The organism is Paenibacillus sp. 01T47 (assembly GCF_056398245.1).
Genome location: NZ_JBFTPA010000001.1, coordinates 722,358 through 746,395 on the forward strand (window position 1 = coordinate 722,358; position 24,038 = coordinate 746,395).

The 24,038-nt window shown below is 47.0% G+C and carries 18 protein-coding genes; 13 read left to right on the forward strand and 5 right to left on the reverse strand.

What is annotated here, in order from left to right; translation table 11 throughout:
- Positions 1 to 11: 11 nt before the first annotated feature.
- The 6 genes from AC1DOV_RS03060 (at position 12) to AC1DOV_RS03085 (ending at position 6,839) form a co-directional block, all read left to right on the forward strand.
- Positions 12 to 977 (forward strand): carbohydrate ABC transporter permease, encoded by a 966-nt coding sequence (locus tag AC1DOV_RS03060; protein ID WP_076268840.1) that lies wholly within the window; start codon positions 12 to 14, stop codon positions 975 to 977.
- A 5-nt stretch (positions 978 to 982) separates the two neighbouring features.
- The gene (locus AC1DOV_RS03065; RefSeq protein ID WP_076268841.1) at positions 983 to 1,924 is read left to right on the forward strand and encodes a carbohydrate ABC transporter permease; all 942 of its coding nucleotides are present in this window, start codon (positions 983 to 985) and stop codon (positions 1,922 to 1,924) included.
- Positions 1,925 to 1,968: 44 nt separating this feature from the next.
- Positions 1,969 to 3,078, forward strand: a complete 1,110-nt coding sequence (locus tag AC1DOV_RS03070; protein ID WP_477549140.1) for a glycoside hydrolase family 76 protein — start codon at positions 1,969 to 1,971, stop codon at positions 3,076 to 3,078.
- A gap of 126 nt (positions 3,079 to 3,204) precedes the next feature.
- Positions 3,205 to 4,347: a GntR family transcriptional regulator gene (locus AC1DOV_RS03075; RefSeq protein WP_477512438.1), complete on the forward strand. Its 1,143-nt coding sequence runs from the start codon at positions 3,205 to 3,207 to the stop codon at positions 4,345 to 4,347.
- 246 nt (positions 4,348 to 4,593) lie between these two features.
- Positions 4,594 to 5,661 (forward strand): glycoside hydrolase family 76 protein, encoded by a 1,068-nt coding sequence (locus tag AC1DOV_RS03080; protein ID WP_477512439.1) that lies wholly within the window; start codon positions 4,594 to 4,596, stop codon positions 5,659 to 5,661.
- Positions 5,662 to 5,693: 32 nt separating this feature from the next.
- Positions 5,694 to 6,839, forward strand: a complete 1,146-nt coding sequence (locus tag AC1DOV_RS03085) for a glycoside hydrolase family 76 protein (protein ID WP_477549141.1) — start codon at positions 5,694 to 5,696, stop codon at positions 6,837 to 6,839.
- A 93-nt stretch (positions 6,840 to 6,932) separates the two neighbouring features.
- On the opposite strand, the gene AC1DOV_RS03090 is transcribed toward AC1DOV_RS03085, so the two are convergent.
- The gene (locus tag AC1DOV_RS03090; protein ID WP_477549142.1) at positions 6,933 to 7,751 is read right to left on the reverse strand and encodes an SDR family oxidoreductase; all 819 of its coding nucleotides are present in this window, start codon (positions 7,749 to 7,751) and stop codon (positions 6,933 to 6,935) included.
- 146 nt (positions 7,752 to 7,897) lie between these two features.
- Here AC1DOV_RS03090 and AC1DOV_RS03095 point away from each other — a divergent pair, with 146 nt between their 5' ends.
- Complete coding sequence (locus AC1DOV_RS03095) at positions 7,898 to 9,769, forward strand: beta-L-arabinofuranosidase domain-containing protein (protein WP_477549143.1); 1,872 nt, start codon at positions 7,898 to 7,900, stop codon at positions 9,767 to 9,769.
- Between the two features lie 20 nt (positions 9,770 to 9,789).
- Here AC1DOV_RS03095 and AC1DOV_RS03100 read toward each other — a convergent pair whose 3' ends face one another.
- The 4 genes from AC1DOV_RS03100 to trxB form a co-directional block, all read right to left on the reverse strand.
- Positions 9,790 to 11,067 (reverse strand): MFS transporter, encoded by a 1,278-nt coding sequence (locus AC1DOV_RS03100; RefSeq protein ID WP_477549144.1) that lies wholly within the window; start codon positions 11,065 to 11,067, stop codon positions 9,790 to 9,792.
- A 121-nt stretch (positions 11,068 to 11,188) separates the two neighbouring features.
- The gene (locus tag AC1DOV_RS03105; RefSeq protein ID WP_477549222.1) at positions 11,189 to 12,118 is read right to left on the reverse strand and encodes a LacI family DNA-binding transcriptional regulator; all 930 of its coding nucleotides are present in this window, start codon (positions 12,116 to 12,118) and stop codon (positions 11,189 to 11,191) included.
- A gap of 1,763 nt (positions 12,119 to 13,881) precedes the next feature.
- Positions 13,882 to 15,840, reverse strand: a complete 1,959-nt coding sequence (locus AC1DOV_RS03110; protein WP_477549145.1) for a glycoside hydrolase family 13 protein — start codon at positions 15,838 to 15,840, stop codon at positions 13,882 to 13,884.
- Positions 15,841 to 16,076: 236 nt separating this feature from the next.
- Positions 16,077 to 17,018: a thioredoxin-disulfide reductase gene (gene trxB, locus AC1DOV_RS03115; RefSeq protein WP_477549223.1), complete on the reverse strand. Its 942-nt coding sequence runs from the start codon at positions 17,016 to 17,018 to the stop codon at positions 16,077 to 16,079.
- A gap of 155 nt (positions 17,019 to 17,173) precedes the next feature.
- Here trxB and AC1DOV_RS03120 point away from each other — a divergent pair, with 155 nt between their 5' ends.
- The 6 genes from AC1DOV_RS03120 to AC1DOV_RS03145 all read left to right on the forward strand — a co-directional run bounded on the left by AC1DOV_RS03120 (position 17,174) and on the right by AC1DOV_RS03145 (position 24,015).
- On the forward strand, positions 17,174 to 17,848 hold the full coding sequence (locus AC1DOV_RS03120) for a response regulator transcription factor (protein WP_339206842.1): 675 nt from the start codon (positions 17,174 to 17,176) through the stop codon (positions 17,846 to 17,848).
- Positions 17,845 to 19,236 (forward strand): ATP-binding protein, encoded by a 1,392-nt coding sequence (locus tag AC1DOV_RS03125; RefSeq protein ID WP_477549146.1) that lies wholly within the window; start codon positions 17,845 to 17,847, stop codon positions 19,234 to 19,236. Before AC1DOV_RS03120 ends, AC1DOV_RS03125 begins: the two co-directional genes overlap by 4 nt.
- 101 nt (positions 19,237 to 19,337) lie before the next feature.
- Entirely contained in the window at positions 19,338 to 20,216 is an 879-nt protein-coding gene (galU, locus tag AC1DOV_RS03130) for a UTP--glucose-1-phosphate uridylyltransferase GalU (RefSeq protein ID WP_477512560.1), read from the forward strand.
- Between the two features lie 142 nt (positions 20,217 to 20,358).
- Positions 20,359 to 21,471 (forward strand): substrate-binding domain-containing protein, encoded by a 1,113-nt coding sequence (locus tag AC1DOV_RS03135; protein WP_477549147.1) that lies wholly within the window; start codon positions 20,359 to 20,361, stop codon positions 21,469 to 21,471.
- A 163-nt stretch (positions 21,472 to 21,634) separates the two neighbouring features.
- Positions 21,635 to 22,330 (forward strand): L-ribulose-5-phosphate 4-epimerase, encoded by a 696-nt coding sequence (araD, locus tag AC1DOV_RS03140; RefSeq protein ID WP_441907995.1) that lies wholly within the window; start codon positions 21,635 to 21,637, stop codon positions 22,328 to 22,330.
- 14 nt (positions 22,331 to 22,344) lie between these two features.
- The gene (locus tag AC1DOV_RS03145) at positions 22,345 to 24,015 is read left to right on the forward strand and encodes a ribulokinase (RefSeq protein WP_076268855.1); all 1,671 of its coding nucleotides are present in this window, start codon (positions 22,345 to 22,347) and stop codon (positions 24,013 to 24,015) included.
- Positions 24,016 to 24,038 lie beyond the last annotated feature (23 nt).

The following is a 24,038-nucleotide window of genomic DNA, read 5'->3' on the forward strand; positions in this document are numbered from 1 at the left end:
GATCACCGGCAATGAACAAATTGTCTGCAGCCATAAACAAAAAAGAAAGGTTTAGGCTAACCGTGACGCAGAAGAGGGATCTGATGGGCTGGGTTTTTGTCAGTCCTTTTGTACTCGGATTTCTCCTGCTGTTTCTGGGTATATTCATTGATTCGTTGCGATTTAGCTTCATGGATGTGAATCTTCTAACCCAAGGCGGATTTTCGGAGAAATTCATTGGGCTGGACAATTACCATCAAATTTTAAGAGTGGACCCTAACTTTAACAAGCAGCTTTACGGTGCTGTTCAGAACATGTTATTCGATATTCCGATTATCGTCATGTACAGCTTGTTTATTGCCGTTTTGTTAAATATGAAAATGAAGGGCCGAGGAATTTTTAGAGCAATTTTTTTCGTGCCCGTTATTTTGGCGACTGGAATCATTGATAAAGCTGATTTAAGCAACTCCATTATGAATGCTTATCAGAGTATCCCAGGGCTTGATACGGGCGCTTCAATCGTGACTGAATCGGCAGGCGGGATGTTCAGCAATCTGGAGCTAAAAAAATATATGTTCCAAATGCTGGATTTCAGTCCTGCGCTCGTTAATATAACGGTTGGCGCTGCAGAAAATATATTTGCCGTCATTAATAGTTCAGGTGTGCAAATTCTTATTTTCTTGGCAGGACTGCAGGCAATCTCCTCCTCCATCTACGAATCGGCCAAAATCGAAGGCTGTTCCGCTTGGGAGTGCTTTTGGAAAATTACATTCCCGCTGATCAGTCCGTTGATTCTAGTCAATATCATTTATTCGATTATCGACTCCTTTACGGGAAGCAAAAACCAAATTATGCACAGCATTACGAACGCGATGAAGCTTGGCCAATATGGAACAGCCTCGGCTATGGCATGGATTTATTTTTTGGTGGCAGCCGTATTCCTTGTCGTCATTGGCTTTTTTGTCAGCAGATTCGTCTTTTATCAGAATAGGGAGTGAAAAATATGCGGGCTAAATATTTAAATCTGCATGCAATAAATGGCTTGTTCTGGTCGGTTATTCGCTATTTGCTTCTCATTGGGCTGGCGTTTCTTATCTTATATCCGCTGCTCGTAAAGCTCTCTAACAGCTTTATGAGCCCGCAGGATTTGATAGATGGCACGGTGCGCTTCATCCCTAGGCAGTTTACATGGTTTAATTACAAAACAGTCATCGAATATACGTCCTTTTTTAAAGGGCTGTCGAACACGTTCGGCATTTCCTTTCTAAGCGGTATCATTCAAATGCTGGTTTGTACGATGGTCGGCTATGGGCTTGCGCGGTTTAACTTTAAAGGGAAAAGCGTCATCTTTTCTTTAGTGGTGCTTACGATTTTAATTCCGCCGCAAACGTATATGATCTCTCTTTATATGAAGTTCAGCTTCTTTGATTTATTCGGCCTGATGTCTACCTTTACAGGAGGGACAGTTAGGCTGATGGATTCGATGTGGCCGATGGCGATTTTATCGATGATCGGTTTTGGATTCAAAAATGGGCTTTATATATTGATCATGCGGCAATATTTCAAAGGAATACCGAAAGAACTAGAGGAAGCGGCTTATGTGGACGGCTCGGGCTTGTTTCGGACGTTCAGCATGATCATTCTTCCGCTCTCATTTTCCATGATGATTACGATCTTTGTATTTTCCTTCTCGTGGCAGTGGACGGATAGCTTCTATTCCTCGATGTTCTTCAGCCAGTTCAAGCTGTTATCGAATTCACTGCTGGTTGGATTTGAAGGCTTGATGCTGGAGGGCGCCACCATTGGACTGAAGCAGGGTCAGCCTCTGACCGCCACCTTAACGAACACGATGTCATTATTAGTTGTTGTGCCATTAATCATTGTGTATTTGTTCGCGCAAAAATACCTCGTAGAGGGTATTGAACATAGCGGTATTGTCGGTTAAAAGGCGGAAGCCTGCAAGAAGAAGGGACGGATGAGGTGAATTTAATGAAAAGCATATGCATGCTGCTTGTCGGCAGCTTTTTCTTGACAGGCTGCAATGGAAATGAGGAGCGCTTGGAAAATTACAATAATCATGCGGAATGGGCGGAAGAGAAGCTCGTCGAGCATTATTGGAATGAGAATGGGAAGCTGATGAACAACGCTTATCCTTATAGCAAAGAACGCGAGGAGAGCCTAAACTATTGGTGGAAGGCTCATGCCGTGGATGCCATGATGGATGGGTATGAGAGAACGGGTGATGCTGCTTATACCGATAGGGCAGAGGGGATCGTCAAAAGCATTATTAAAAAAAATGGGTCATTGTTTAATGAATTTTATGATGATATGGAATGGCTCGCTCTTGCAGCGCTGAGGCTTTATGATGCAACCAAAAGCGAGACGGTTAAAGGGTATGTGTTAAAGCTGTGGAATGATATTAAGACCGCTTGGTGGGAAGATGAGCTGGGCGGCATGGCTTGGAAGAAGGATCAACGAGACAGCCGGAATGCATGCTCGAACGGGCCTGCAGCAATTTTGGCTGCAAGGATGTATGAGTATTTTGGCGATAAGGAAGATCTGGAATGGGCCAAAAAGATATATGATTGGCAGAAGAAAAATTTGGTTGATCCTGAAAGCGGTCTTGTGTATGATGGCCTTAAGCTGGAAGAGAATGGTGATCTTAATGTCAATAAGAATTGGATATTCACCTATAACCAAGGCACTTATATAGGCGCAGCAGTTGAGCTTTACAAGCATACAAATGACAAGACGTATTTGGCAGATGCGGAGAAAACCGCTGTATCGGCTATGAAATATCATACGGTTGCTGAGACCGGAATGATGAAGGAAGAAGGAACCGGAGACGGTGGACTGTTCAAAGGCATATTCATTCGTTATCTGATCCATTTGTATGAAGTCAACGAAAGCGTCCGAATTAAAGAAATGATCTTTCATAATGCGGATACACTGCTCTCGAAAGGCAGCACGAAGGAAATTGGCTTGTTTGGCCCCGCTTGGGATATGCCTCATCAGGAGCCTCTGGATATATCCGTGCAATTGAGCGGAGTTTTCTTAATAGAAGCTGCAGCCAAAATAGAAAGACTAGATTCGGAATAAGTTAGTATTGACGTAGCGGAGCGACGGCAGCGTCGTTGCTCCATTTCGCCTTTTCATATATTGATGTCGTGATAATAAAGTTGTATAGTTGATATATCAAGATACTATGACAAGGCAGGTCGGCTAATGGATAATCCTTTATACGAGCAGATTTATAATTATATTTTTCAAAAAATCAATGACGGCGAATTGAAAAAAGGGGAGCGTGTTCCTTCGGAAAAAGAACTTGCTGCCCAATTTAACGTTAGCCGAATTACGTCTAAGAAAGCGCTGGAGATGCTCTCGCAGTATAAACTCATTGAGAGAATACAAGGGAAGGGCTCCTTTGTGGCGGAGGTTTTGCCTGATCTGCAAGAAACGAAGCTGCAGAAGCAGTCAGAAAGCGTAGAAGCGAGGCCGGAAGATGAGGTTGTGCGCATTGTAGGTGTGATTCTGCCCGACTTTGGCGATTCGTTTGGTGCTGATCTTATTCGCGGAATAGAAGAGCAATGCGCGATTAGCGGCTGCGTCATGATGATGAAGCTGACTTACGATAATCGTGATGAAGAAGAAGCTGCCATTCGTGCTTTTGTGAAGCTGGGTGTCGATGGCATTGTCGTATTCCCAGGCCACGGCGAGCACTATAATGCTGAAGTGCTTAGACTCGTATTAAACGGTTTCCCTATTGTGTTAGTGGACAGATATTTGAAGGGGATTGCGGCTACCGCTGTGTATACAGACAACAGAAAGGCAGCCTTCGACCTTACGAATATTTTGCTGAATCAAGAGGGTCGGCATGTCGGTTTCTTATCGACGCCTGCAGACAATACGACGACGATTGAAGACCGAATACAAGGTTTTAATGATGCGTGCATGCAGCGTGGGTTTACACCTAAACCTGAGCATATTATGACGAATCTATACAGCTCTTTGCCGCAATCGTTTCAAACGATTAAAGTACAGTATGATATTGAGACGGTACGCCATTTCGTGGAAATTAATAAGGATCTTAATGCGTATGTCGTTACGGAATATAATCTTGCTCTTATTTTACGGGAAGCGCTATTGTCCCTAAAGAAACGGATTCCGGAAGACTATCAAATTGTTTGCTTTGACTCTCCGAGTCAGCCGTTTGGCGATTATTTGTTTACTCATGTTCGCCAGAACGAGCGTGATACAGGCAGGAGAGCTGTCGAAATATTACAGCGTGTTTGGAATAATGAGACTACGGAATTGAACAATATTGTGGAGCATGAGATTGTTCAAGGAAATTCTACCGTATCTATCTAATGTCAGATCAGAATAAAGGGTCGTTTCTTAGAGCTGCCAATATGGCTCTTGGAACGGCCTTTTTTTGTAGAAAATTACAGTCTGAAATGTAAAGATGACATATTGACATATTAACATGTGAAATATAGTATATTATTTGAAAGTGCTTTATATTGTACATTTTCAAAGAGGACGTAATCCCGTGTTAAAGCAATTTGCAGGTCGCGGGAAACCTAATGGATCAAAGTGAAACGGAGGTAGAGGAAGATGGCAAACAACGTAAAAGCTGCGTTCTGGGATATGAGAGCGGAGCAGGCTCAACGAACTTTGGATTCTCAGTTCTGGAACCCAAGTATCAGCTTGTATGACATTAAGACGCCATGTCCCGGCGGAGCGTGCAACACGATTTTTCATTATTGGTGGATGGCCCATGCGGTTGAAACGCAGGTGGATGGATGGAACCGTACGGGTGATTCCATCTATAAGCAAAGGTTGGCTATGCTTCATCAAGGCCTTCTGGAGAGAAACGGCGGAGAATGGCCTAACAATCTATACGATGATATGGAATGGATGGCAATTGGCTGGCTTCGCGCGTATTTGATTGATCAAGATGAAACCTACGGGCACACTGCGAAGTTGCTATGGGAGGATATTAAGACGGGATGGAATGACCATGTCGGCGGCGGAATTGCTTGGCAGAAAACGCAGCTGGATTATAAAAACACGCCTGCTAATGCTCCTGCGGCTATTTTGGCTGCACGTCTATATCAGGTATTCGGCAAGCAGGAAGATTTAGAATGGGCAATCAAGATTTACGATTGGCAGAAAGCTGTGCTTGTTGATCCTGAAAGCGGTTTCGTGTGGGATGGCGCTAACCGTCTAGGCGATGGAACTATTGATAAGGATTGGAAGTTCACTTATTGCCAGGGCGTATTCATTGGAGCAGCAGTTGAGCTGTACAAAATTACGGGCGAAAAAGGTTATCTTGAAGATGCTATTCGGACATGGCAGGCGTCTGTGGAGGAGTTTGCTTCGCAGGAAGCTAATGTCTTACCGGCAGAAGGCGGCGGGGATGCTGGCTTGTTTAAAGGCATTTTTGTTCGTTACGCAGGCGAGCTGGCCCTTGCGATGGGCAGCGGCAGCGGAAGTGAAGTAGCAGATGTATTGTATGCAAACGCATCGTCCCTATGGAGCAGCGTTTCGAGCCGGGGGGATATTCTTTTCAGCAAACGGTGGGATGAATCGCTTGAAGAAGAAATCGAGCTCAGCACACAGCTTAGCGGCGTGATCCTGCTCGAAACGGCAGCAGCTTTGGAGAAGTCTGGATTAATATAGAGTAGTTTAAGTAGATCCTTGGGAGGTATATCATGAGTACACCGAAACCAGTAAAGACGTTCCGTTTTGTTGCATTGTCGATTGTTGTTTTATTAATGACGTCCGGTCAAAGCGTCTGGGCCAAACCGAATAAAAATCAAAATGCAGAACGGGCTGAAGCGGCTTATCAGGCTCTACAAACCTACTTCTATCAGCCAGACACCAAGCTCTACAGCGAGAACAGCCCACATTCTGGGAACAATAAATACTCCTACGTTTGGCCTTATGCAGGGACGATGCAGTCAACCGTAGCTTTGGCGAAAATACCTGCGGTGGGCGAGAAATACAAAACCGACATTCAGAATCGATTAGATGGTCTAGCTGCATATTGGAATGACACGAAGACACCTGCAGGCTACGATTCTTACGTACGCGCACCGCTTGGCGGAGGCGGTGACATCTTTTATGATGATAATGATTGGATCGCAATAGAACTTATAAAAATTTACCGAATTACTGGTGATATTGCAGCTTTAGATAGAGCAAAGCAAATATTTGAGCTGCAAGTATCCGGCTGGGACACGGATGCCTCTCATGCTTGCCCTGGCGGCGTTTTCTGGACACAGGCATCGTGGAGCAAGGATCGGAATACGGTATCGAATGCACCTGCAGCTCAAATAGGACTGTATTTATATGAAATCAGCAAGGATACATACTATTTAGACTGGGCGAAGAAAATGTATAACTGGGTAAATGACTGCATGCTGGCGCCTAACGGACTTTACTGGGACCATATTGACCTGAACGGAAATATTAATAAAACACAATGGTCCTATAACCAAGGAACGATGATTGGAGCCAGCGTACTTTTATACAAAGCAACAGGTGAAAAATCGTACTTGAACAAAGCAGTAAGCATCGCTGATGCGGCTTTGAAATTTTATGGCAGCTCGCGCCTCTACACACAGCCGATTATTTTCAATTCAATCTTTTTTGAAAATCTGCTGCTGCTGGATGACATGAACAAAAAATCGAAGTATAAAGATTATATACAGAACTATGCGGATGAGGTGTGGACGACGCTTCGGAACCCTCAGACGGGAGTCATTAAAATCGATCCGAATCGTTCAACTGAACTATTGGAGCAAGCGGCGCTGGTTACGATCCACGCTCAGCTGGCAGCTGATACGAAAAAGTGATCAGAGTGATGTGATTCAGCCCTCAATTTAGCGTAGTAGAAAATGCCTTAGGGATCATCCCTAAGGCATTCCAATCCTGTATGGCTTCTTTTTCTATAGCAAGGTTTCTGCCCCATCGATGTAAATTTCGGTTCCAGAGATATGGCTGGATTCCTGCGACGCTAGAAATAGCACTAAATCGGCGACCTGCTCAGGCTGCCCGGGACCATGCTCAAGAGGCTGGCTGCCTTCAGGGTAGTTCACGGGTATGGTGATTTTATCTACTTGAGCAGTGCGATGGGTGTTTTCCCCAATGTTCGTTTGAATGGCTCCAGGACAAATGGCATTCACACGTATTTTATATCGGGCAAGCTCTAGAGCAGCCATCTTGGCAAAAGCGACCTGACCTGACTTGGAGGAGCTGTAAGCAGCCATGCCGGCACCTGAAAAATCACGATTGCCATTAATAGAGCTCGTTATAATGATGCTCCCGCCGGATTTTTTCATATGGGGGATTGCATATTTGACGGTAAGGAAGGTTCCCTTTAGATTCGTTGTTAGCGTTTCATCCCATGACTCGGGCGACAGATCTTCAATAGGAGCGAGAGTGCCGTTAATGCCCGCATTAGCGAACACAATATCGATTCGTCCGAAATGCTTTGCGGCAGCTTGGATCGCATCTTGCATCCGTTCAGCATTGGCAACATCGGTATCGATGAAGAAGGACTCGCCACCTAGTTCCTTTATTTCTTGCTCTACCTCTTCAGTACGGTTGTGAATGAGATCGAGAAGAACGATTTTTGCTCCTTGCTGTGCGAGACGCAGCGCGGCAGCACGTCCTATGCCGGAACCAGCTCCAGTAATGACCGCAACCTTATCCTTTACGCGAAGCTGAGAAGAGCTGGAATCCTTCTGGTTAGCTGCATTGTTCATTACTAACGATTCCCTCCATTACTAGCTTATTTCCAAATTAGTATTCCTTTGGGGCAAATCATTTATTCTTTAAGGAAACGGGTTAAGAATCACTAGCATGGCTAGATGAAATTCAACTTCATAAACAGCATAGAGGAGATGACAAATTGAGCGCTATATTTTTGAACCGTGCACCGCTTGCTTCGACCCCTTTTCAAGAGCTGCCGCTTGGTGCGATTAAGCCAGACGGCTGGCTTAGAGACCAGCTGGAGATTCAAAGCGAGGGAATGACAGGGCATCTAGATGAATTTTGGAGTTATGTCGGGCCAAATAGCGGTTGGCTGGGAGGAGACGGAGACAGCTGGGAGAGAGGACCCTACTACTTGGATGGTCTACTTCCGCTTGCTTATCTCCTTGATGAGGACAAGCTTAAGGCCAAAGTAAAGCCGTGGATCGAATGGACGCTTGCAAGCGCACGCGAGGATGGACAATTCGGACCTGCCGCAAATGAAGATTGGTGGAGCCGAATGATTATGCTCAAGGTGCTGATTCAGCACGCTGAGTATACTGGTGATGAACGGGTAGAACCATTCTTGATGAACTATTTCAAATATCAGCTTGCGGAGCTGCCGAATCGTCCTTTGCAGGAATGGGCAAAGGCTAGAGGCGGCGAAAATCTCATCAGCATTTATTGGTTGTACAATCGCACAGGTGAGCCTTTCTTACTTGAGCTCTCGCAATTGATTCAGGAGCAAACGCTGGACTGGACAGGCTTATATGAAGACTATCCTTATTGGTACTTGCAGAAGGCATTTGATCACCGGGTTCATGTTGTTAACGTAGCGATGTCATTCAAGCAGCCAGCTCTCCGCTACATGCAATCAAAGGATAAGCAGCATATCGAAGCTGCATACAAAGGGATCTCAAGCGTGATGACTTACCATGGCCAAGTTAACGGCATGTTTTCTGGTGACGAATGGCTTGCAGGAACTCATCCTAGCCAAGGTACGGAGCTGTGCTCTGTGGTGGAATATATGCATTCCTTAGAGCATCTGATTCGGATTACAGGCGATGGCTCCTTCGGTGATATTTTGGAGAAGGTTGCTTATAATGCACTGCCTGCTGCAATCAGCCCGGATTGGACCGTTCATCAATATGACCAGCAGGCTAACCAGATTATGTGTACGCATGCCAAACGCAATTGGACAGAAAACAACAATGAAGCCAATCTATTTGGCATTGAGCCGCATTTTGGCTGCTGCACTGCTAACATGCATCAAGGATGGCCGAAATACACGGCAAGATTGTGGATGGCAACGGAGGATGGCGGTTTGGCTGCAATCGCGTATGCTCCCTGTACGATCACAGCTGCTATCGACGCAAGCACCGATGTTTCCATACGTGTAGCAACGGAATATCCATTTAGAGAAACGATAACGATGACAGTGCATGTAAATCAGCCAGCTGAATTCCCGATTAAATTACGAATACCGGAATGGTGCAGCGCGCCGGTTCTGTTGATCAACGGACAACAGCAGCCTGCTATGATCATCGAAAAAGGTTTTGCTGTGCTACGGCAGGTTTGGAACGATGGCGATGAGCTGACTCTTCGGCTTCCAATGGAGGTACGCACGATCAGCAGAGCTAACGGTGCAGCCGGCTTGCAGCGCGGAGCGCTTATGTTCGTTATCCCAATCAAGGAGCGCTGGCAGAAGCATCGCACATACGAGCCTTATCATGACTGGGAGATTTACCCGGAGTCGCCATGGAATTATGGAGTGAGTCTGAAGGAACTTGAACAGGGAAAACCTATTGTGGAAGCCACAGCAATGGTAAGGCAGCCATTCGCAGCTGAGAACGCACCGATACGTTTGCGAATGAACGGTCGCCGGATCCCGCAATGGACCATGGAGCTTAATTCGGCTGGCACTCTGCCAATAGGACCTGTTGCTAGCAAGGAACCCGAGGAAGAAATTACGCTTATCCCGTACGGCTGCGCGCGACTTCGGATCGCTGAGTTCCCAGTTGTTCAATCTTAAAACGTTGTCCGTCTATTCGTTTAGTTGAAGTGACGCATCTCCTTCATATACATGTAGGAGATGCAGCCAATAATGAGCATTGCTGCGCCACTTATCGCTATGATGACGGCAGGCCCGTGTATATCAGATAGGGTTGAGAATACGGCTAAGCCGACAGGCGGCGCAACGCTTGTTAGAGCTCCGATGAGTCCAAATACTCTGCCTTGCATCGAAGGATCAATGGCTACCCGAAGTGCGATAAAGATGATCGTCGTACTGAAGGAGAAGAGGAAGCCAACCAGAAGGATAAGCGGCAATGCTGCAAATGCAGATGACATTAGTGATATGGCGATGAACATAGGACCCATGAGGATCATGCTTCCAATGATCCATTTTCCTCTGCCTTTTAACCGTGTATCCAGCTTAATAATCAGAATGGAGCCTACGACATAACCGAGCGGGATGCACGCCTCTATAAGTCCGAATACAAACGGTTTTGCATGCCACACATTGACGGCCATGACTTGAATGAGCATGAAGGTGGACAGAAAGAAGAACATAACTACCGGTAATAAAACTACTGCTGCTCTGGCAAATGGATCCGTCCATACGTATCGGAAGCCTGCTTTGAGATCCTCTTTAAAGGTGGTTTGCGCCTTCTTCGTATCTCTAACCGCTGCATAGGGGAACTTGCCCGTGAAGAGCAGCAGCGCTGCTGAGAGCAGAAAGGTTACTGCATCGATAGCAATTGCAAATGCCCCGCCAAATGCAGCAACGGCGATACCTCCAAGAGCAAAGCCAGATATTCGGATGATGTTATCGGATATATTGATTACCCCAACGGCCTTAGTTATTTGTTCTTTATCAATAATTTCGACGAGCGAAGCCTGGAAGGCAGGCGTTCGAATGACCCCTGCAAATGCGACGATGGCAGTCAAAATAACGATAAAAATAAACGGTATATTAGGCAGGTACACAAGTACAGCGATGGCGCCGACGAGCACAAAACGGATAATATCTGTCACCCACATTAACGTGCGACGATCGGTGCGATCCGCAATCGTACCTGCGAAGGAACCGAACAGCATGCTGATTACGAGATGGGTAATGAGTACAACGGACATGAGCTTGGCGCTTCCTGTCGTTTGCAGCACCCACAGATTAAGCGCGATGCTATGAAAGGTATTGCCTAGCAGCGATAAGCTATAGCTGGAGAATACGGCAATGAAATTTCGGTTTTTCCACAGAGATGAAGCAGAGCCTTCTTGCGGTTGAAGATTCGGAGCGCTGCCATTTGATTCTTTTGCTAATCCGAGCATAATATAACCTCCTATAAGAATGGTTGACTTGGTTAATAATTAACTGCAGTTATTAAGGATATAGAGGATGACTTAATCGTTTAAGTTATCATAGAAAAAGCAGAGATTACTCTGCGTTTGCTTATTTTTCAGCTTTTACTAGAACATATTTATTCGCAGGGCCAGACTTCGGATCTTTCAGCAGCTGCATCATAAGCTGGAACGCTTCTTCTGGCTTGCGATCGCCAAACGATATCTTGGAAGCGGGAGCAGGGGCGATTTCCGGACAGCCTGCCGTGCAAATGACGGTTAAACTTGTTGGATCAACATATTTAGCTGCTGAGATGGCGACAAATTCGTTCAGAATGATGCCGGTCCGATCCGAATTGTGTTCTAGGAATGCCTTTAAGTCATGCTCTTCGTCCACAACGTGAATTTGATCGCGTCCTATTCCTGAATGAGTACAAATATGGTTAACGAGGTCTGCATTGTTGAAGCTGTCGATTATCAAAAAGCTCTCCTTAGGCTGTAAGAGCGATGCGAATGCATGAGTGAAGGCATCAGTATAATCGTAATTAACCTTATAAAATAAGGGATCTTCAATCATGCTGTCCACCACGATTAGAGGGACGCCAGTAGAGAAGTGGCTAGAAATCAGGTGGAAGTTTTCCTCCTTAACATCAACAACAAATACGCCGTCCAGCTTGCGTTCCGAGATAATATCGAGATTTGGGCTTGAGGCATCCAAGCTGAATAATACAACGTGGTAGCCGCGATCTGACAGCAGCCGCTCCAGCCGATTAATAAACTGAGAATAACGGAACTGCTTCCAGAAGCCTTCATTTTCCGCTCTGTTAATCAGAATGCCAATCAATCCAGACTTTTGCTTGACCAGCGATCTGGCAGCAAGGTTGGGTACATAATTCAATTGCTTGGCGGCATCGAGGACACGGCATTTTGTTTCTTCAGGTATCGTCTGATTGGAGACATTGTTGAGTACATAACTGACAGTAGCTACAGATACTTGAGCAGCCTTTGCAATGTCCTTAAGCGTAGCTTTTTTAATGGGGATACAACTCCTTCAACCTTAATACGATTGGAATCGTGAGAGCTTGCTAAAGCTTGATAATGACTGTTGGATTATTATATCGGAAATGGCATGTTTAAAAGCAGTTACTTAATCGTTTAAGTAATTATTGCATGAATGTCAATTAAATGTCTAGACTCAATTTATTAAAGATTTCCTCAGACGTATCTCGGTGTAACGAGTAGTAGTAACAGCTGTAAGCATACATAGGTGCTTATTAAGCGAATTCGGCGTTTGCAGAAGGTAGAAAAGAGGCTGTAAGCACGTATGTGTTCTTACAGCGAGAAACTAGCTATGGTTACTGATCTGTAAGCACAAATAGGTGCTTATTGAGCGAATTCGGCGTATGCGGAAGGTGGAAAAGAGGCTGTAAGCACGTATGTGTTCTTACAGCGAGAAACTAGCTAAGGTTACTGGTCTGCAAGCACGTATATGTGCTTATTGAGCGAATTCGGCGTATGCGGTGGGTAGAAAGGAGACTGTAAGCACGTATGTGTTCTTACAGCCGAGAAGTAGCTATGGTTACTGGTCTGTAAGCACACATAGGTGCTTATTGAGTAATTTCGGCGCAAGCGGCGGGTAGAAAGGATACTGTAAGCACCTATGTGTTCTTACAGCCGAGAAGTAGCTATGGTTACTGGTCTGTAAGCACACATAGGTGCTTATTGAGTGAATTCGGCGTATGCGGCGGGTAGAAAAGAGGATGTAGGCACATATGTGTTCTTACAGCGAGAAACTAGCTATGGTTACTGGTCTGTAAGCACACATAGGTGCTTATTGAGTGAATTCGACGTATGCGGCGGGTTGAAAAGAGGCTGTAAGCACGTATGTGTTCTTACAGCCGAGAAGTAGCTATGGTTACTGGACTGTAAGCACAAATAGGTGCTTATTGAGCGAATTTGGCGTATGCGGTGGGTAGAAAACAAGCTGTAAGCACGTATGTGTTCTTACAGCGAGAAACTAGCTATGGTTACTGGTCTGTAAGCACACATAGGTGCTTATTGAGCGAATTCGGCGTATGCGGAAGGTTAAAAAAGAGGCTGTAAGCACGTATGTGTTCTTACAACGAGAAACTAGCTATGGTTACTGGTCTGTAAGCACACATAGGTGCTTATTGAGCAAAATCGGCGTATGCAGAAGGTAGAAAAGAGGCTGTAAGCACGTATGTGTTCTTACAGCCGAGAAGTAGAATGGTTACTGGTCTGTAAGCACACATAGGTGCTTATTGAGTTAATTCGGCGTATGCGGCGGGTAGGCAGGAGACTGTAAGCACGTATGTGTTCTTACAGCGAGAAACTAGCTAAGGTTACTGGTCTGTAAGCACACATAGGTGCTTATTGAGTGAATTCGGCGTATGCGGCGGGTAGGCAGGAGACTGTAAGCACGTATGTGTTCTTACAGCGAGAAACTAGCTAAGGTTACTGGTCTGTAAGCACGTATATGTGCTTATTGAGCGAAATCGGCGCATGCGGCGGGTAGAAAACAAGCTGTAAGCACGTATGTGTTCTTACAGCGAGAAACTAGCTATGGTCGCTGCTCAATAAGCACGTATAAGTGCTTATTGAGCGAATTCGGCGTATGCGGAAGGTAGAAAAGAGGCTGTAAGCACGTATGTGTTCTTACAGTGAGAAACTAGCTATGGTTACTGGTCTGTAAGCACAAATAGGTGTTTATTGTGTTACATGGACGTGTGAATCAACCCCCAAAAAAAGGGCAGTCCGCGATTGGACTGCCCTAAGGAAACAAGGTTAGTGGTTGCTTGCTGTTTGCTCCAAAATCACATAGCCGTAAGCAGGCAATGTGAATTGAAGTTTACCGTCGTTGCTGCTTGCAACGGAAGAGCTTACTGCATATTTGCTAGTGTTTGATAACAATACAGACCATGTCGATGCGCCGTTATCTGTGATGACAGCTGTTGCAACCGATCTAGCATCGGCCTTAGCATTTTCGATCGAGGCAGCCACTGGGGATGCAGAAGCCTCGCTTACAGCAGTTGCAGCAGCAGCTGCTGGTTTCGCAAAGCCTCTAAAAGCAACAGCATGAGGAGCAGCGTTGCAATCAGTCGGCTGAGCTTCAATTACGAAGCTCAGATCAGCCGCTTCGCCGCGAGCATTCATCGCGATAAGAAGCCGTTGGCTGCCTTCACGACGCTCATAGACCAAGGTGCCATCTGCTGCGCCAACGTGCACGAAGCGAATATCGGCGCTGCGAAGCGCGCTGTACTTGTGGCGCAGTCCGATTGCGTCGGTATAGAACGTGAGCAACTCACGGTTTTGCTCCTCTGGATCCCACACCATACATTTGCGGCAGCCTGGATCGCCAGCTCCATTGATGCCTACCTCATCGCCATAATAAATACATGGGGTTCCAGGGAAGGTCAGCTGGAAGAGCGAAGAAAGCTTCATCGCATCCGTATTATCCTCGCAGATCGTAAGCAGACGAGGCGTATCATGGCTATCGAGCAGGTTGAAAGCCGATTCTGTTACTTGCTGCGGATATGCTGCAAGCTGCGCTCCAATCGCATTAGCGAAGTCAGAGGCATCAATCGTTTGATAAGCAAAGAAATCAAGAACTGCATTCGTGAAAGGGTAGTTCATAACCGCATCGAATTGATCACCCTGCAGCCACATCATCGAATCATGCCAAATCTCGCCCAAAATATAAGCGTCTTTATTCACTGCTTTTACCGTCTGACGGAACTCGCGCCAAAACTGATGATCAACCTCATTGGCAACGTCCAGTCTCCAGCCGTCGATTCCAATCTCCTCGATCCAGTAGCGAGCTACCTCGAACAAATATTGCTTCACCTCAGGATGCTCGGTGTTCAGCTTCGGCATAAGCGGCTCAAATGCGAAGGTCTCGTACGTCGGAACGCCGTCCACCACTTGCAGCGGCCATTCCCGAACATAGAACCAATCCGCATATTTTGACTGCTGTCCGTTTTTCTGAGCATCGACAAATGGAGGGAAGGTTTTGCCTGAGTGATTGAATACTGCATCAAGCAAGACACGAATGCCGCGGGCGTGACAAGCATCAACCAATTCCTTCAACTTCTCATTTGTGCCAAAATGCGGATCAACCTTCATGTAGTCTTGTGTATCATACTTGTGATTGGTCGTTGCTTCGAACAGCGGAGTGAAATATACCGCATTAATGCCAAGTGCTGAAATATGATCCAAGTGATCAATTACACCCTGGAGGTCACCGCCAAAAAAGTTTTTTGGCGTAGGCTCGCCGCCCCAAGGCAGCACATTTTCAGGATTGATCGAAGGATCGCCATTCGCGAAGCGTTCAGGGAATATTTGATAAAAGACAGCGTCCTTCACCCAAGCTGGCGGCTCAAATACATCGATTGGATTAATATATGGGAAATCAAAAAATGAATTTGAGTTGTCAGGAAGTGTAAGCTCGACACCTTTATCCGAGAAAATAATCGCCTCATCTCCGCTTATTAAGCGGAACGCATAACGCAGCCTCCGAAAAGGAGGAATAACGGAAGTTTCCCAATAATCGAATCGTGCATCCGAAGTGAAAATATGCATAGGGACCGTTGTAATCGTTTGATCCCACGCGTACTTGTCGCCAACGATTGCTTCAACTACAGCAACATCGTCTTTTTTGGTACGCAAGCGGAGGTGCAGCGTCTTTCCGTCGTAGGCGTAAGCCCAGTTTTGCTTCGGTCTGTGATAAACAGCTTCTAATAACATGATTATCGCTCCTTCATGGATGATGTGAGAAAAGATATGGAAACACGAAAAAAGGCACAACCTCTGTGCTCATAATAAGCCGAGGTTGTACCTTCTCCCATAACACGTTCAGGCGCCGCTCACGCGAAGCATATTGCGAACAAATGGTTGCGGTAGCATTGCCTTTCTATTGTAAATCTCAACACTTTTATTATACATAATTTGCACGTATTGTACTAGTCTAGTTTTGAAAAAAATTATGCATTAACCGCTTCATGCGCTAGTGATTCCAAGTAGCGTTCGCAATCCAGAGCAGCCATACAGCCGCTTCCAGCAGCGGTAATCGCTTGGCGGTAATTACGGTCTTGAACATCGCCACAAGCGTATACGCCTGGGATGTTCGTCTCGGAAGTGCCCGGCTTCACAATAATGTAGCCTTGCTCATCGGTGTCGATTTGACCGCCAAGGAAGCCCGTATTAGGCGTGTGGCCGATCGTAATAAATACGCCGTCTGTTTCAAGCAATTCTTCCTCGCCCGTTTCATTATTGCGCACCTTCAACCCTTGCAAGCCCATGCCTGTTGCAGCAACTTCAAGCGGTGTACGGTTTAGGCTCCATGCGATTTTGTCATTCGCACGAGCGCGATCCTGCATAATTTTTGATGCGCGCAGCTCATTGCGACGGTTAACTACTCTTACTTCGGAAGCGAAGCGAGTAAGGAACACGGCTTCTTCCATTGCGGAGTCGCCGCCGCCTACTACAATAATTTTTTTGCCGCGGAAGAAGAAGCCATCACAAGTTGCACATGTGCTTACGCCGCGACCGATATTTTCTTGCTCACCCGGAATGCCGAGGTATTTGGCTGAAGCGCCTGTAGAGATAATGATGGATTCGGCTTGCAGCTCGCCAATGCCTTCCACATCAAGCGTGTAGGGACGTTTGCTGAAGTCGACGCTTTTTACAGAGCCTGTTTTGAATTTTGCACCAAAACGCTGTGCTTGCTTACGCATGTTGGACATTAGCTCGCTGCCCAAAATACCATCAGGGAAACCTGGGAAGTTTTCTACTTCTGTTGTTGTTGTAAGCTGGCCGCCTGGCTGCCACCCTTCAATAACGAGCGGCTCCATGTTCGCGCGAGCCAAATAAATGGCAGCCGTCAATCCGGCAGGTCCTGTACCAATAATTATTGTTTTATGCATCATCTATATCCTCCATTCAAAATTCCGTTGAATAATAAATCCTACTTTAAAATTATTATAATGTAGCTTTAAAGTCAATATCGTTCATGTAACGTTCATGTTGGTCATGTATGCTGAAATCATAACGACATAAGTCTAATTGGAGGAAGAAAAAAATGCCCAAAATCGTAGTTGCAGACGACGATCCAAACATTCGCGAGCTGGTAGCTCTTTTCCTAAAAAGAGAAGGCTGTCAGGTCATTGAAGCTATAGATGGTATAGACGCATTAGAGAAGCTGGACGTGGTACGACCAGATCTTGCAATTATTGATGTAATGATGCCCCGCATGGACGGGTGGGCGCTTTGCGCGGAACTGCGAGCGAGCTATGATATTCCGCTGCTCATGCTGACTGCCAAGGGGGAAACCTCGCAAAAGGTGAAGGGGTTTGAGCTTGGTGCGGATGATTACATGGTCAAACCATTTGATCCGCCGGAGCTCATAGCCCGGGTTAAGGCGCTGCTCAAAAGATACCGGATTACCGCTTCGCAGACGGTAGAGTTCGGCGATGTCCTCATGAATCGAACGGACTTCCATATGTCAGCTGGTGGCGAGAAAGTAACATTGCCGCCTAAAGAGTTCGAGCTGCTGTTCAAGCTGGCAAGCTATCCAGGCAAAACCTTTGCCCGTGATCATCTGATTGAACAAATATGGGGGATGGACTATGAGGGGGACGAGCGAACCGTTGATGTCCATATCAAAAGACTGCGGGATCGTTTTCCCGAGGAGCAATATCGTTTCCGTATCGTGACGATTCGCGGACTAGGGTATCGACTGGAGGTATGGTCATGATTCGCGGCCTTTACTTTCGAATTACGGCTACATTCCTCGTTATCGTTCTGATTAGCATCGGGGTCGCTTTTTTATTCACGAACCAAATGTTCAAGAGGGATGCAAGGGGGCAGCTGCCCAATCAGCTGGAGAAGTCGATTGCTCGCATAGAACAGCTCTATGCCGTCTCGAAGCCGGCAGATTTGCAAGCATTTTTGGAAGAGATCTCAAGCTTGCAAGGGCAGTCAATTGTCGCTATTAGCAGCTCCAACTATTTAGTAAGGGCTGGCGAGCGAAGCGAGCTGATTATGGAGCGACTGACATTCGAGCAGCTAAGAAAGGTATTCGGCGGCAGCTCTGTCAGACTGGATGTATACACTAGCGAGGAGGTTAGCCCGCCTTCGCCGCCTGCTTTAGGGAAACTTGTGTCATTCGGCAATGAAAGATGGGCATTGTTCGTTCAGCCAAATCGTTTTCCGCAAAATAGCAACTTCTTATGGACGGCTGTCACGCTGCTTGTTACGCTGCTGCTCGTCGGAAGCGTACTTATTCTAATCGTGGCCCGTTATTTAGTGAGGCCTCTAAAAATGATGACGAACGCTGCGACGCGAATGTCACAGGGGGATTTCAGTGTACGGCTGCCCGCAAGACGCGGCGATGAGCTCGGTGAGCTTGCGCAGGGCATGAACAAAATGGCACTCAGCTTATCACAGCTTGAAATGATGCGTCAGGATTTTGTATCCAATGTCTCGCACGAAATGCAGTCTCCCCTTACGTCGATTGGCGGCTTCGCAGAAGCACTGCGCAGCGAGGAGGTTACTGGAGCTGAGCGGGAGCGTTATATTAGCATCATTAAGCAAGAGAGCATGCGGCTTTCTCGGCTAAGTGAAAATTTGCTTAATTTGGCATCGCTCGACTCGCAGCAGCATCCTTTTCACCCGCAGCCCTATCGACTGGATCGCCAGCTTCGAGATGTGGTGCTTGCCTGCGAGCCGCAGTGGATGGCCAAGAGGCAAACGGTCGAGCTGCTAATGGAGGAAACGGTAATTACTGCTGATCGTGATCAGCTTAATCAGGTATGGATGAATTTGCTTGCCAACAGCATAAAATTTACACCAGAGGACGGCAAAATCTTTTTGTCTTTGTCCGAACAGAATGGATCCATCGTGGTCCGAATTACCGATACCGGGATAGGCGTTCATGAGGAGGATCGCGAGCGAATATTTGAGCGTTTTTATAAAGGGGATTTATCAAGGGATAGAAGCCAAGGCGGGAGCGGGCTTGGGCTTTCGATCGCACAAACCATCATTCATATTCACGGCGGAACCATCGCGCTTGATCCAAGTGCGGACCAGCTTACTGGAGCAAGCTTTATGATTAAGCTCCCATTTGCGCGAGCAGCTGCTTAGTTATGGGACGAAGCCTTTGAATACATGGAAAAACGAGGGTGAAACCGTTATGATAAAAGGAGCGATTGCATAGAAAGCAAAGAGCTGGGGGAGATGTGAGGGTGGAGAAGCGGATTCGGAAAGCGATCATTCCTGCTGGGGGATTAGGGACAAGGTTTTTGCCGGCTACGAAAGCGCAGCCGAAAGAAATGCTGCCTATTATCGATAAGCCTGCTATTCAATATATCGTAGAAGAGGCTGTGAATTCAGGCATCGAGAGTATCGTAATCGTCAGTGGACGCAACAAACGGGCGATCGAGGACCATTTTGACAAATCTGCCGAGCTCGAAATGGAGCTGGAAGCGCGTCATAACGAAGAAATGCTGGAGATGGTGCGGAAAATATCACAGCTGGCGGATATTTATTATGTTCGTCAGAAGGAGCCGCTAGGCCTTGGCCATGCAGTGCTTTGCGCACGCCGCTTCATCGCGGACGAGCCGTTCGCGGTATTGCTGGGCGACGATATTTTGAAGGCTGATCCGCCTTGCTTGCGGCAAATGATGGATGTGTACGAGAGGGAACAGTCATCTGTTGTAGCTGTGATGGAGGTGCCGTGGGATCAGACGCATAAATATGGTATTGTTGATATTGAGCGGGATAAGCAGGTAGCGCGAGTACGCAACATTATTGAAAAGCCGGCGCAAGGACAAGCCCCGTCCAACTATGCGGTTGTTGGACGCTACGTCCTTGATCCTGTCATATTTGATCTGCTTGAGAAAGCGACGCCAGGTAAAGCTGGGGAAATTCAACTGACGGACAGCTTACAGCAATTGAATCATATCTCTTCTTTAATGGCTTATCGGTTCGATGGTATTAGACATGATGTAGGCGACAAGCTTGGTTTTGTACAAGCTACAATTGATTTTGCATTAGAGCGTGCGGATCTAGGTGATGAGGTCAGAAAGTACATGCTGGAGAGGCTGAAGGAAACGCAGTTCTAATTCATGAGAAATGAAGGCCGCCAATGAGCGGCTTTTTATTTTGTCTCTTGGCCGGTTTTAGGGTTAGAGCTTGAGATCATGTACGTACAAGTTTCGCGTATGATATACTACAGGAATACAACTAACGGAGTTGAGGTGTGAAGTGAAGGAACAGCAAACGCCCAAATATATGCAATTAAAGCAGGAAATTATATCCTGGATCGTCACAGCGCAGTTTAAGCCGCACGAAAAGCTGCCATCGGAGAATGAGATCGGCAAGCAATTCGAGATGAGCCGGCAAACGGTGCGCCAAGCGCTCGGTGATTTGGAGCAGGAGGGCTGGCTCTACCGCGTACAAGGGAAAGGGACATTCGTGTCGGATCAGTCTGCGCCGGAGCGGAAAAACTCATCCCAAGGGATGACGATTGGGATGATTACGACCCATATATCAGATTATATATTCCCGACCATCGTCAGAGGCGTTGAATCGAGCTTGCGCGCTGTAGGGGCAAGACTTCTGCTGGCGAGCACGGATAATGAAAAGGATAAAGAAAAGGACAGCCTGGAGTCGATGCTGCGCGAGCCGCTGACCGGGCTCATTATTGAGCCGACGAAGAGCGCGGAGGGCAACCCGAACTTTAATTATTTTTTGGCGCTCGATGCGCTCAAAATTCCATACATTATGCTCAATGAACGATACAGCGACGTGGATGCGCCATGCTTGCGCGTGGATGACGAGCTTGGCGGCTATCGTGCCGCAGAGCATTTAATTAAGCTCGGCCATACGCGAATCGCTGGATTTTTTAAGACGGATGACTTTCAAGGCGTACACCGGATGCGCGGTTTTTTACGGGCTCATCGGGAGCAAGGGCACACGGTTCCGCCGGATTATTTGCTGCGCTATACGACGGAGGAGAAGCAGGACAAGCCGATGCAGGCCTTGTTTGCGATGCTGCAGCGTGAGCCGGATCAACGGCCGACCGCTATTATTTGCTATAACGATGAGCTGGCTGTAAAAATGCTTGATATCGTAAGGCAGGCTGGCTTAACGGTGCCTGAGGATCTTTCGATTGTCGGTTTTGATGATGCGAATCTGGCTACGGCTACCGAAGTGAAGCTGACAACCGTTGCGCATCCAAAAACAGAAATGGGCACGGATGCGGTCGAATTGCTGCTTAGTATGCTGGATAAGCAGCACCAGCGGCGACAAACGCAGGATAAAATATATGATCCGCAGCTCGTTATACGTGATTCAACTAGACCGCCGCATAGCTAAGCTGTTGCTGAACGGTTAATGCTTTTTAAATGAATGAATAAAAAAGACGTGACACACTTGTACGTACAACTTATAATAAAGTAAAGATATTCTATGGCGATGTCCGTATAAGTGAATGCGGATCAGCATAGAAATGCGAGCTTGAAGGGAGCGATAAGTGGTCATGTTAGAAGCATTGAAGCATGCGGTTTGGGAAGCGAATATGGATCTTCCGAAGTACGGATTAGTTACATTTACTTGGGGCAACGTCAGCGGTGTAGATAGGGAGTCTGGATATGCGGTTATTAAGCCGAGCGGCGTTCCTTACGAGGAGTTAAAAGCAGAGCAGATGGTTGTCGTAGATTTGGAAGGCAATGTGATTGAAGGAAATCTTCGACCTTCCTCGGACACGGCTACTCATGTGCTGCTCTACAAAGCGTTTCCTTCGATAGGCGGAATTGTACACACCCATTCGCCTTGGGCGACAAGCTGGGCACAGGCGGGGCGCTCTATTCCATCGCTTGGCACGACGCATGGCGACTATTTCTATGGCGAGGTGCCTTGCACACGCGCGATGACAGAAGCGGAAATCAACGGCGCATATGAGCTGGAAACGGGCAATGTCATCGTTGAGACCTTCAATAAAAACCATATCGATCCAAACCAAGTGCCTTCGGTGCTCGTAAACAGCCACGCTCCTTTTTGCTGGGGCAAAGACCCGCATAACGCCGTTCATAATGCGGTTGTGCTGGAGGAAGTGGCGAAGATGGCTCTTCATACGTATCAGCTTAACCCGAATGTTCAGCCGATGGATCAAGCTTTATTAGACCGACACTATTTACGCAAGCATGGAGCGAACGCCTACTACGGCCAAAAATAAGGAGGATTCGGATAATGAGCAAAAAATACGCAATTGGTGTAGACTACGGCACGCAATCGGGCCGAGCTGTTCTTGTGGATCTATCTAACGGTGCCGAGATAGCGGAGCATGTCACGCCGTATACTCACCACGTTATTGATGAGAAGCTTCCGGTATCTGGCATTAAGCTTGAGCATGACTGGGCGCTTCAGCATCCGCTTGACTATATTGAAGTGTTGGAATTGTCCGTTCCTGCTGTAATGAAGGAGTCGGGTATCCATGCTGCTGATGTCATCGGTTTAGGCATCGATTTTACAGCATGTACAATGCTTCCCATCGATGGAGAAGGGAATCCGCTATGTGTACAGGATGCCTACAAGGATAATCCGCATAGCTGGGTGAAGCTGTGGAAGCATCACGCTGCACAAGATGAGGCTAACCTTATCAACGAAATGGCAGCGCAGCGCGGTGAGAAGTGGGTGCCGCGTTATGGAGGCAAAATATCATCAGAGTGGATGATGGCCAAAGCTTGGCAGATTTTGAATGAAGCGCCGGACATTTATGAAACTGCAGATAAATTTGTTGAAGCGACGGACTGGGTTATTGGCCAATTGACCGGCAATATTGTTCGCAACAGCTGTACGGCCGGCTACAAAGGCATGTGGCATAAGCAAGAGGGCTACCCAAGCAAGGATTTTTTCAAAGCGCTTGATCCTCGTTTAGAAAACCTGACAGAAACGAAGCTGCGCGGCGAAGTTGTACCGCTTGGCTCGAAGGCTGGAGAATTGCTGCCTGATATGGCTGCACGCATCGGACTTGCGCCAGGCACGGCGATCGCGGTTGGCAATGTGGATGCACATGCGGCGGTGCCAGGTGTTGGCGTCGTTACGCCAGGCAAGCTGGTTATGGCGATGGGAACATCGATTTGCCACATGCTGCTCGGAACGGAAGAGAAGGAAGTGGAAGGAATGTGCGGCGTCGTTGAGGACGGTATCATTCCGGGTTACTTTGGCTACGAAGCGGGACAATCAGCGGTTGGCGATATTTTTGAATGGTTCGTTGAGGAATCTGTTCCAGCCTACGTACTTCAAGAGGCAGAGCAGGCTGGCGAAAATGTACATGTTTATTTGACTCGCAAAGCCAGCGAGCTGAATGTTGGCGAATCCGGCGTTCTGGCGCTTGACTGGTGGAACGGAAACCGTTCGGTACTTGTAGATACGGATTTGACAGGTACCATTGTAGGCCTCACCTTGCTAACGAAGCCTTGGGAAATTTACCGCGCCCTTCTTGAAGCAACGGCATTTGGCACACGCAAAATCGTCGATGCGTTCCACAGCAACGGGGTTGAAGTAAATGAATTGTACGCATGCGGCGGACTGCCGCAGAAGAATGCGCTGCTCATGCAGATTTATGCGGATGTAACGAATCGCGAGATCAAGGTCGCAGCATCCAAGCAAACGCCTGCACTTGGTGCAGCGATGTTTGGAGCAGTAGCAGCTGGTGCCGCAAAGGGCGGTTTCGACAGCATTGTTGATGCGGCTCAGAAGATGGCTCGTGTACGCGAAGAAACGTTCAAGCCGATTCCGGCAAACGTTGCAGTTTACGAGAAGCTGTATGCGGAATATAATTTGCTGCACGACTACTACGGACGCGGCGCAAATGATGTAATGAAACGCCTTAAGGTTATAAAAGAAGAGCAAGCTTAGGTAGCTATTATTTATTCATATAT

Bases quoted from the DNA above. Each gene is read 5' to 3' on its own strand.
- AC1DOV_RS03060 (WP_076268840.1), top strand. From the start codon at position 12: ATGAACAAATTGTCTGCAGCCATAAACAAAAAAGAAAGGTTTAGGCTA.
- AC1DOV_RS03065 (WP_076268841.1), top strand. From the start codon at position 983: ATGCGGGCTAAATATTTAAATCTGCATGCAATAAATGGCTTGTTCTGG.
- AC1DOV_RS03070 (WP_477549140.1), top strand. From the start codon at position 1,969: ATGAAAAGCATATGCATGCTGCTTGTCGGCAGCTTTTTCTTGACAGGC.
- AC1DOV_RS03075 (WP_477512438.1), top strand. From the start codon at position 3,205: ATGGATAATCCTTTATACGAGCAGATTTATAATTATATTTTTCAAAAA.
- AC1DOV_RS03080 (WP_477512439.1), top strand. From the start codon at position 4,594: ATGGCAAACAACGTAAAAGCTGCGTTCTGGGATATGAGAGCGGAGCAG.
- AC1DOV_RS03085 (WP_477549141.1), top strand. From the start codon at position 5,694: ATGAGTACACCGAAACCAGTAAAGACGTTCCGTTTTGTTGCATTGTCG.
- AC1DOV_RS03090 (WP_477549142.1), bottom strand. From the start codon at position 7,751: ATGAACAATGCAGCTAACCAGAAGGATTCCAGCTCTTCTCAGCTTCGC.
- AC1DOV_RS03100 (WP_477549144.1), bottom strand. From the start codon at position 11,067: ATGCTCGGATTAGCAAAAGAATCAAATGGCAGCGCTCCGAATCTTCAA.
- AC1DOV_RS03110 (WP_477549145.1), bottom strand. From the start codon at position 15,840: ATGTTATTAGAAGCTGTTTATCACAGACCGAAGCAAAACTGGGCTTAC.
- trxB (WP_477549223.1), bottom strand. From the start codon at position 17,018: ATGCATAAAACAATAATTATTGGTACAGGACCTGCCGGATTGACGGCT.
- AC1DOV_RS03120 (WP_339206842.1), top strand. From the start codon at position 17,174: ATGCCCAAAATCGTAGTTGCAGACGACGATCCAAACATTCGCGAGCTG.
- AC1DOV_RS03125 (WP_477549146.1), top strand. From the start codon at position 17,845: ATGATTCGCGGCCTTTACTTTCGAATTACGGCTACATTCCTCGTTATC.
- araD (WP_441907995.1), top strand. From the start codon at position 21,635: ATGTTAGAAGCATTGAAGCATGCGGTTTGGGAAGCGAATATGGATCTT.
- AC1DOV_RS03145 (WP_076268855.1), top strand. From the start codon at position 22,345: ATGAGCAAAAAATACGCAATTGGTGTAGACTACGGCACGCAATCGGGC.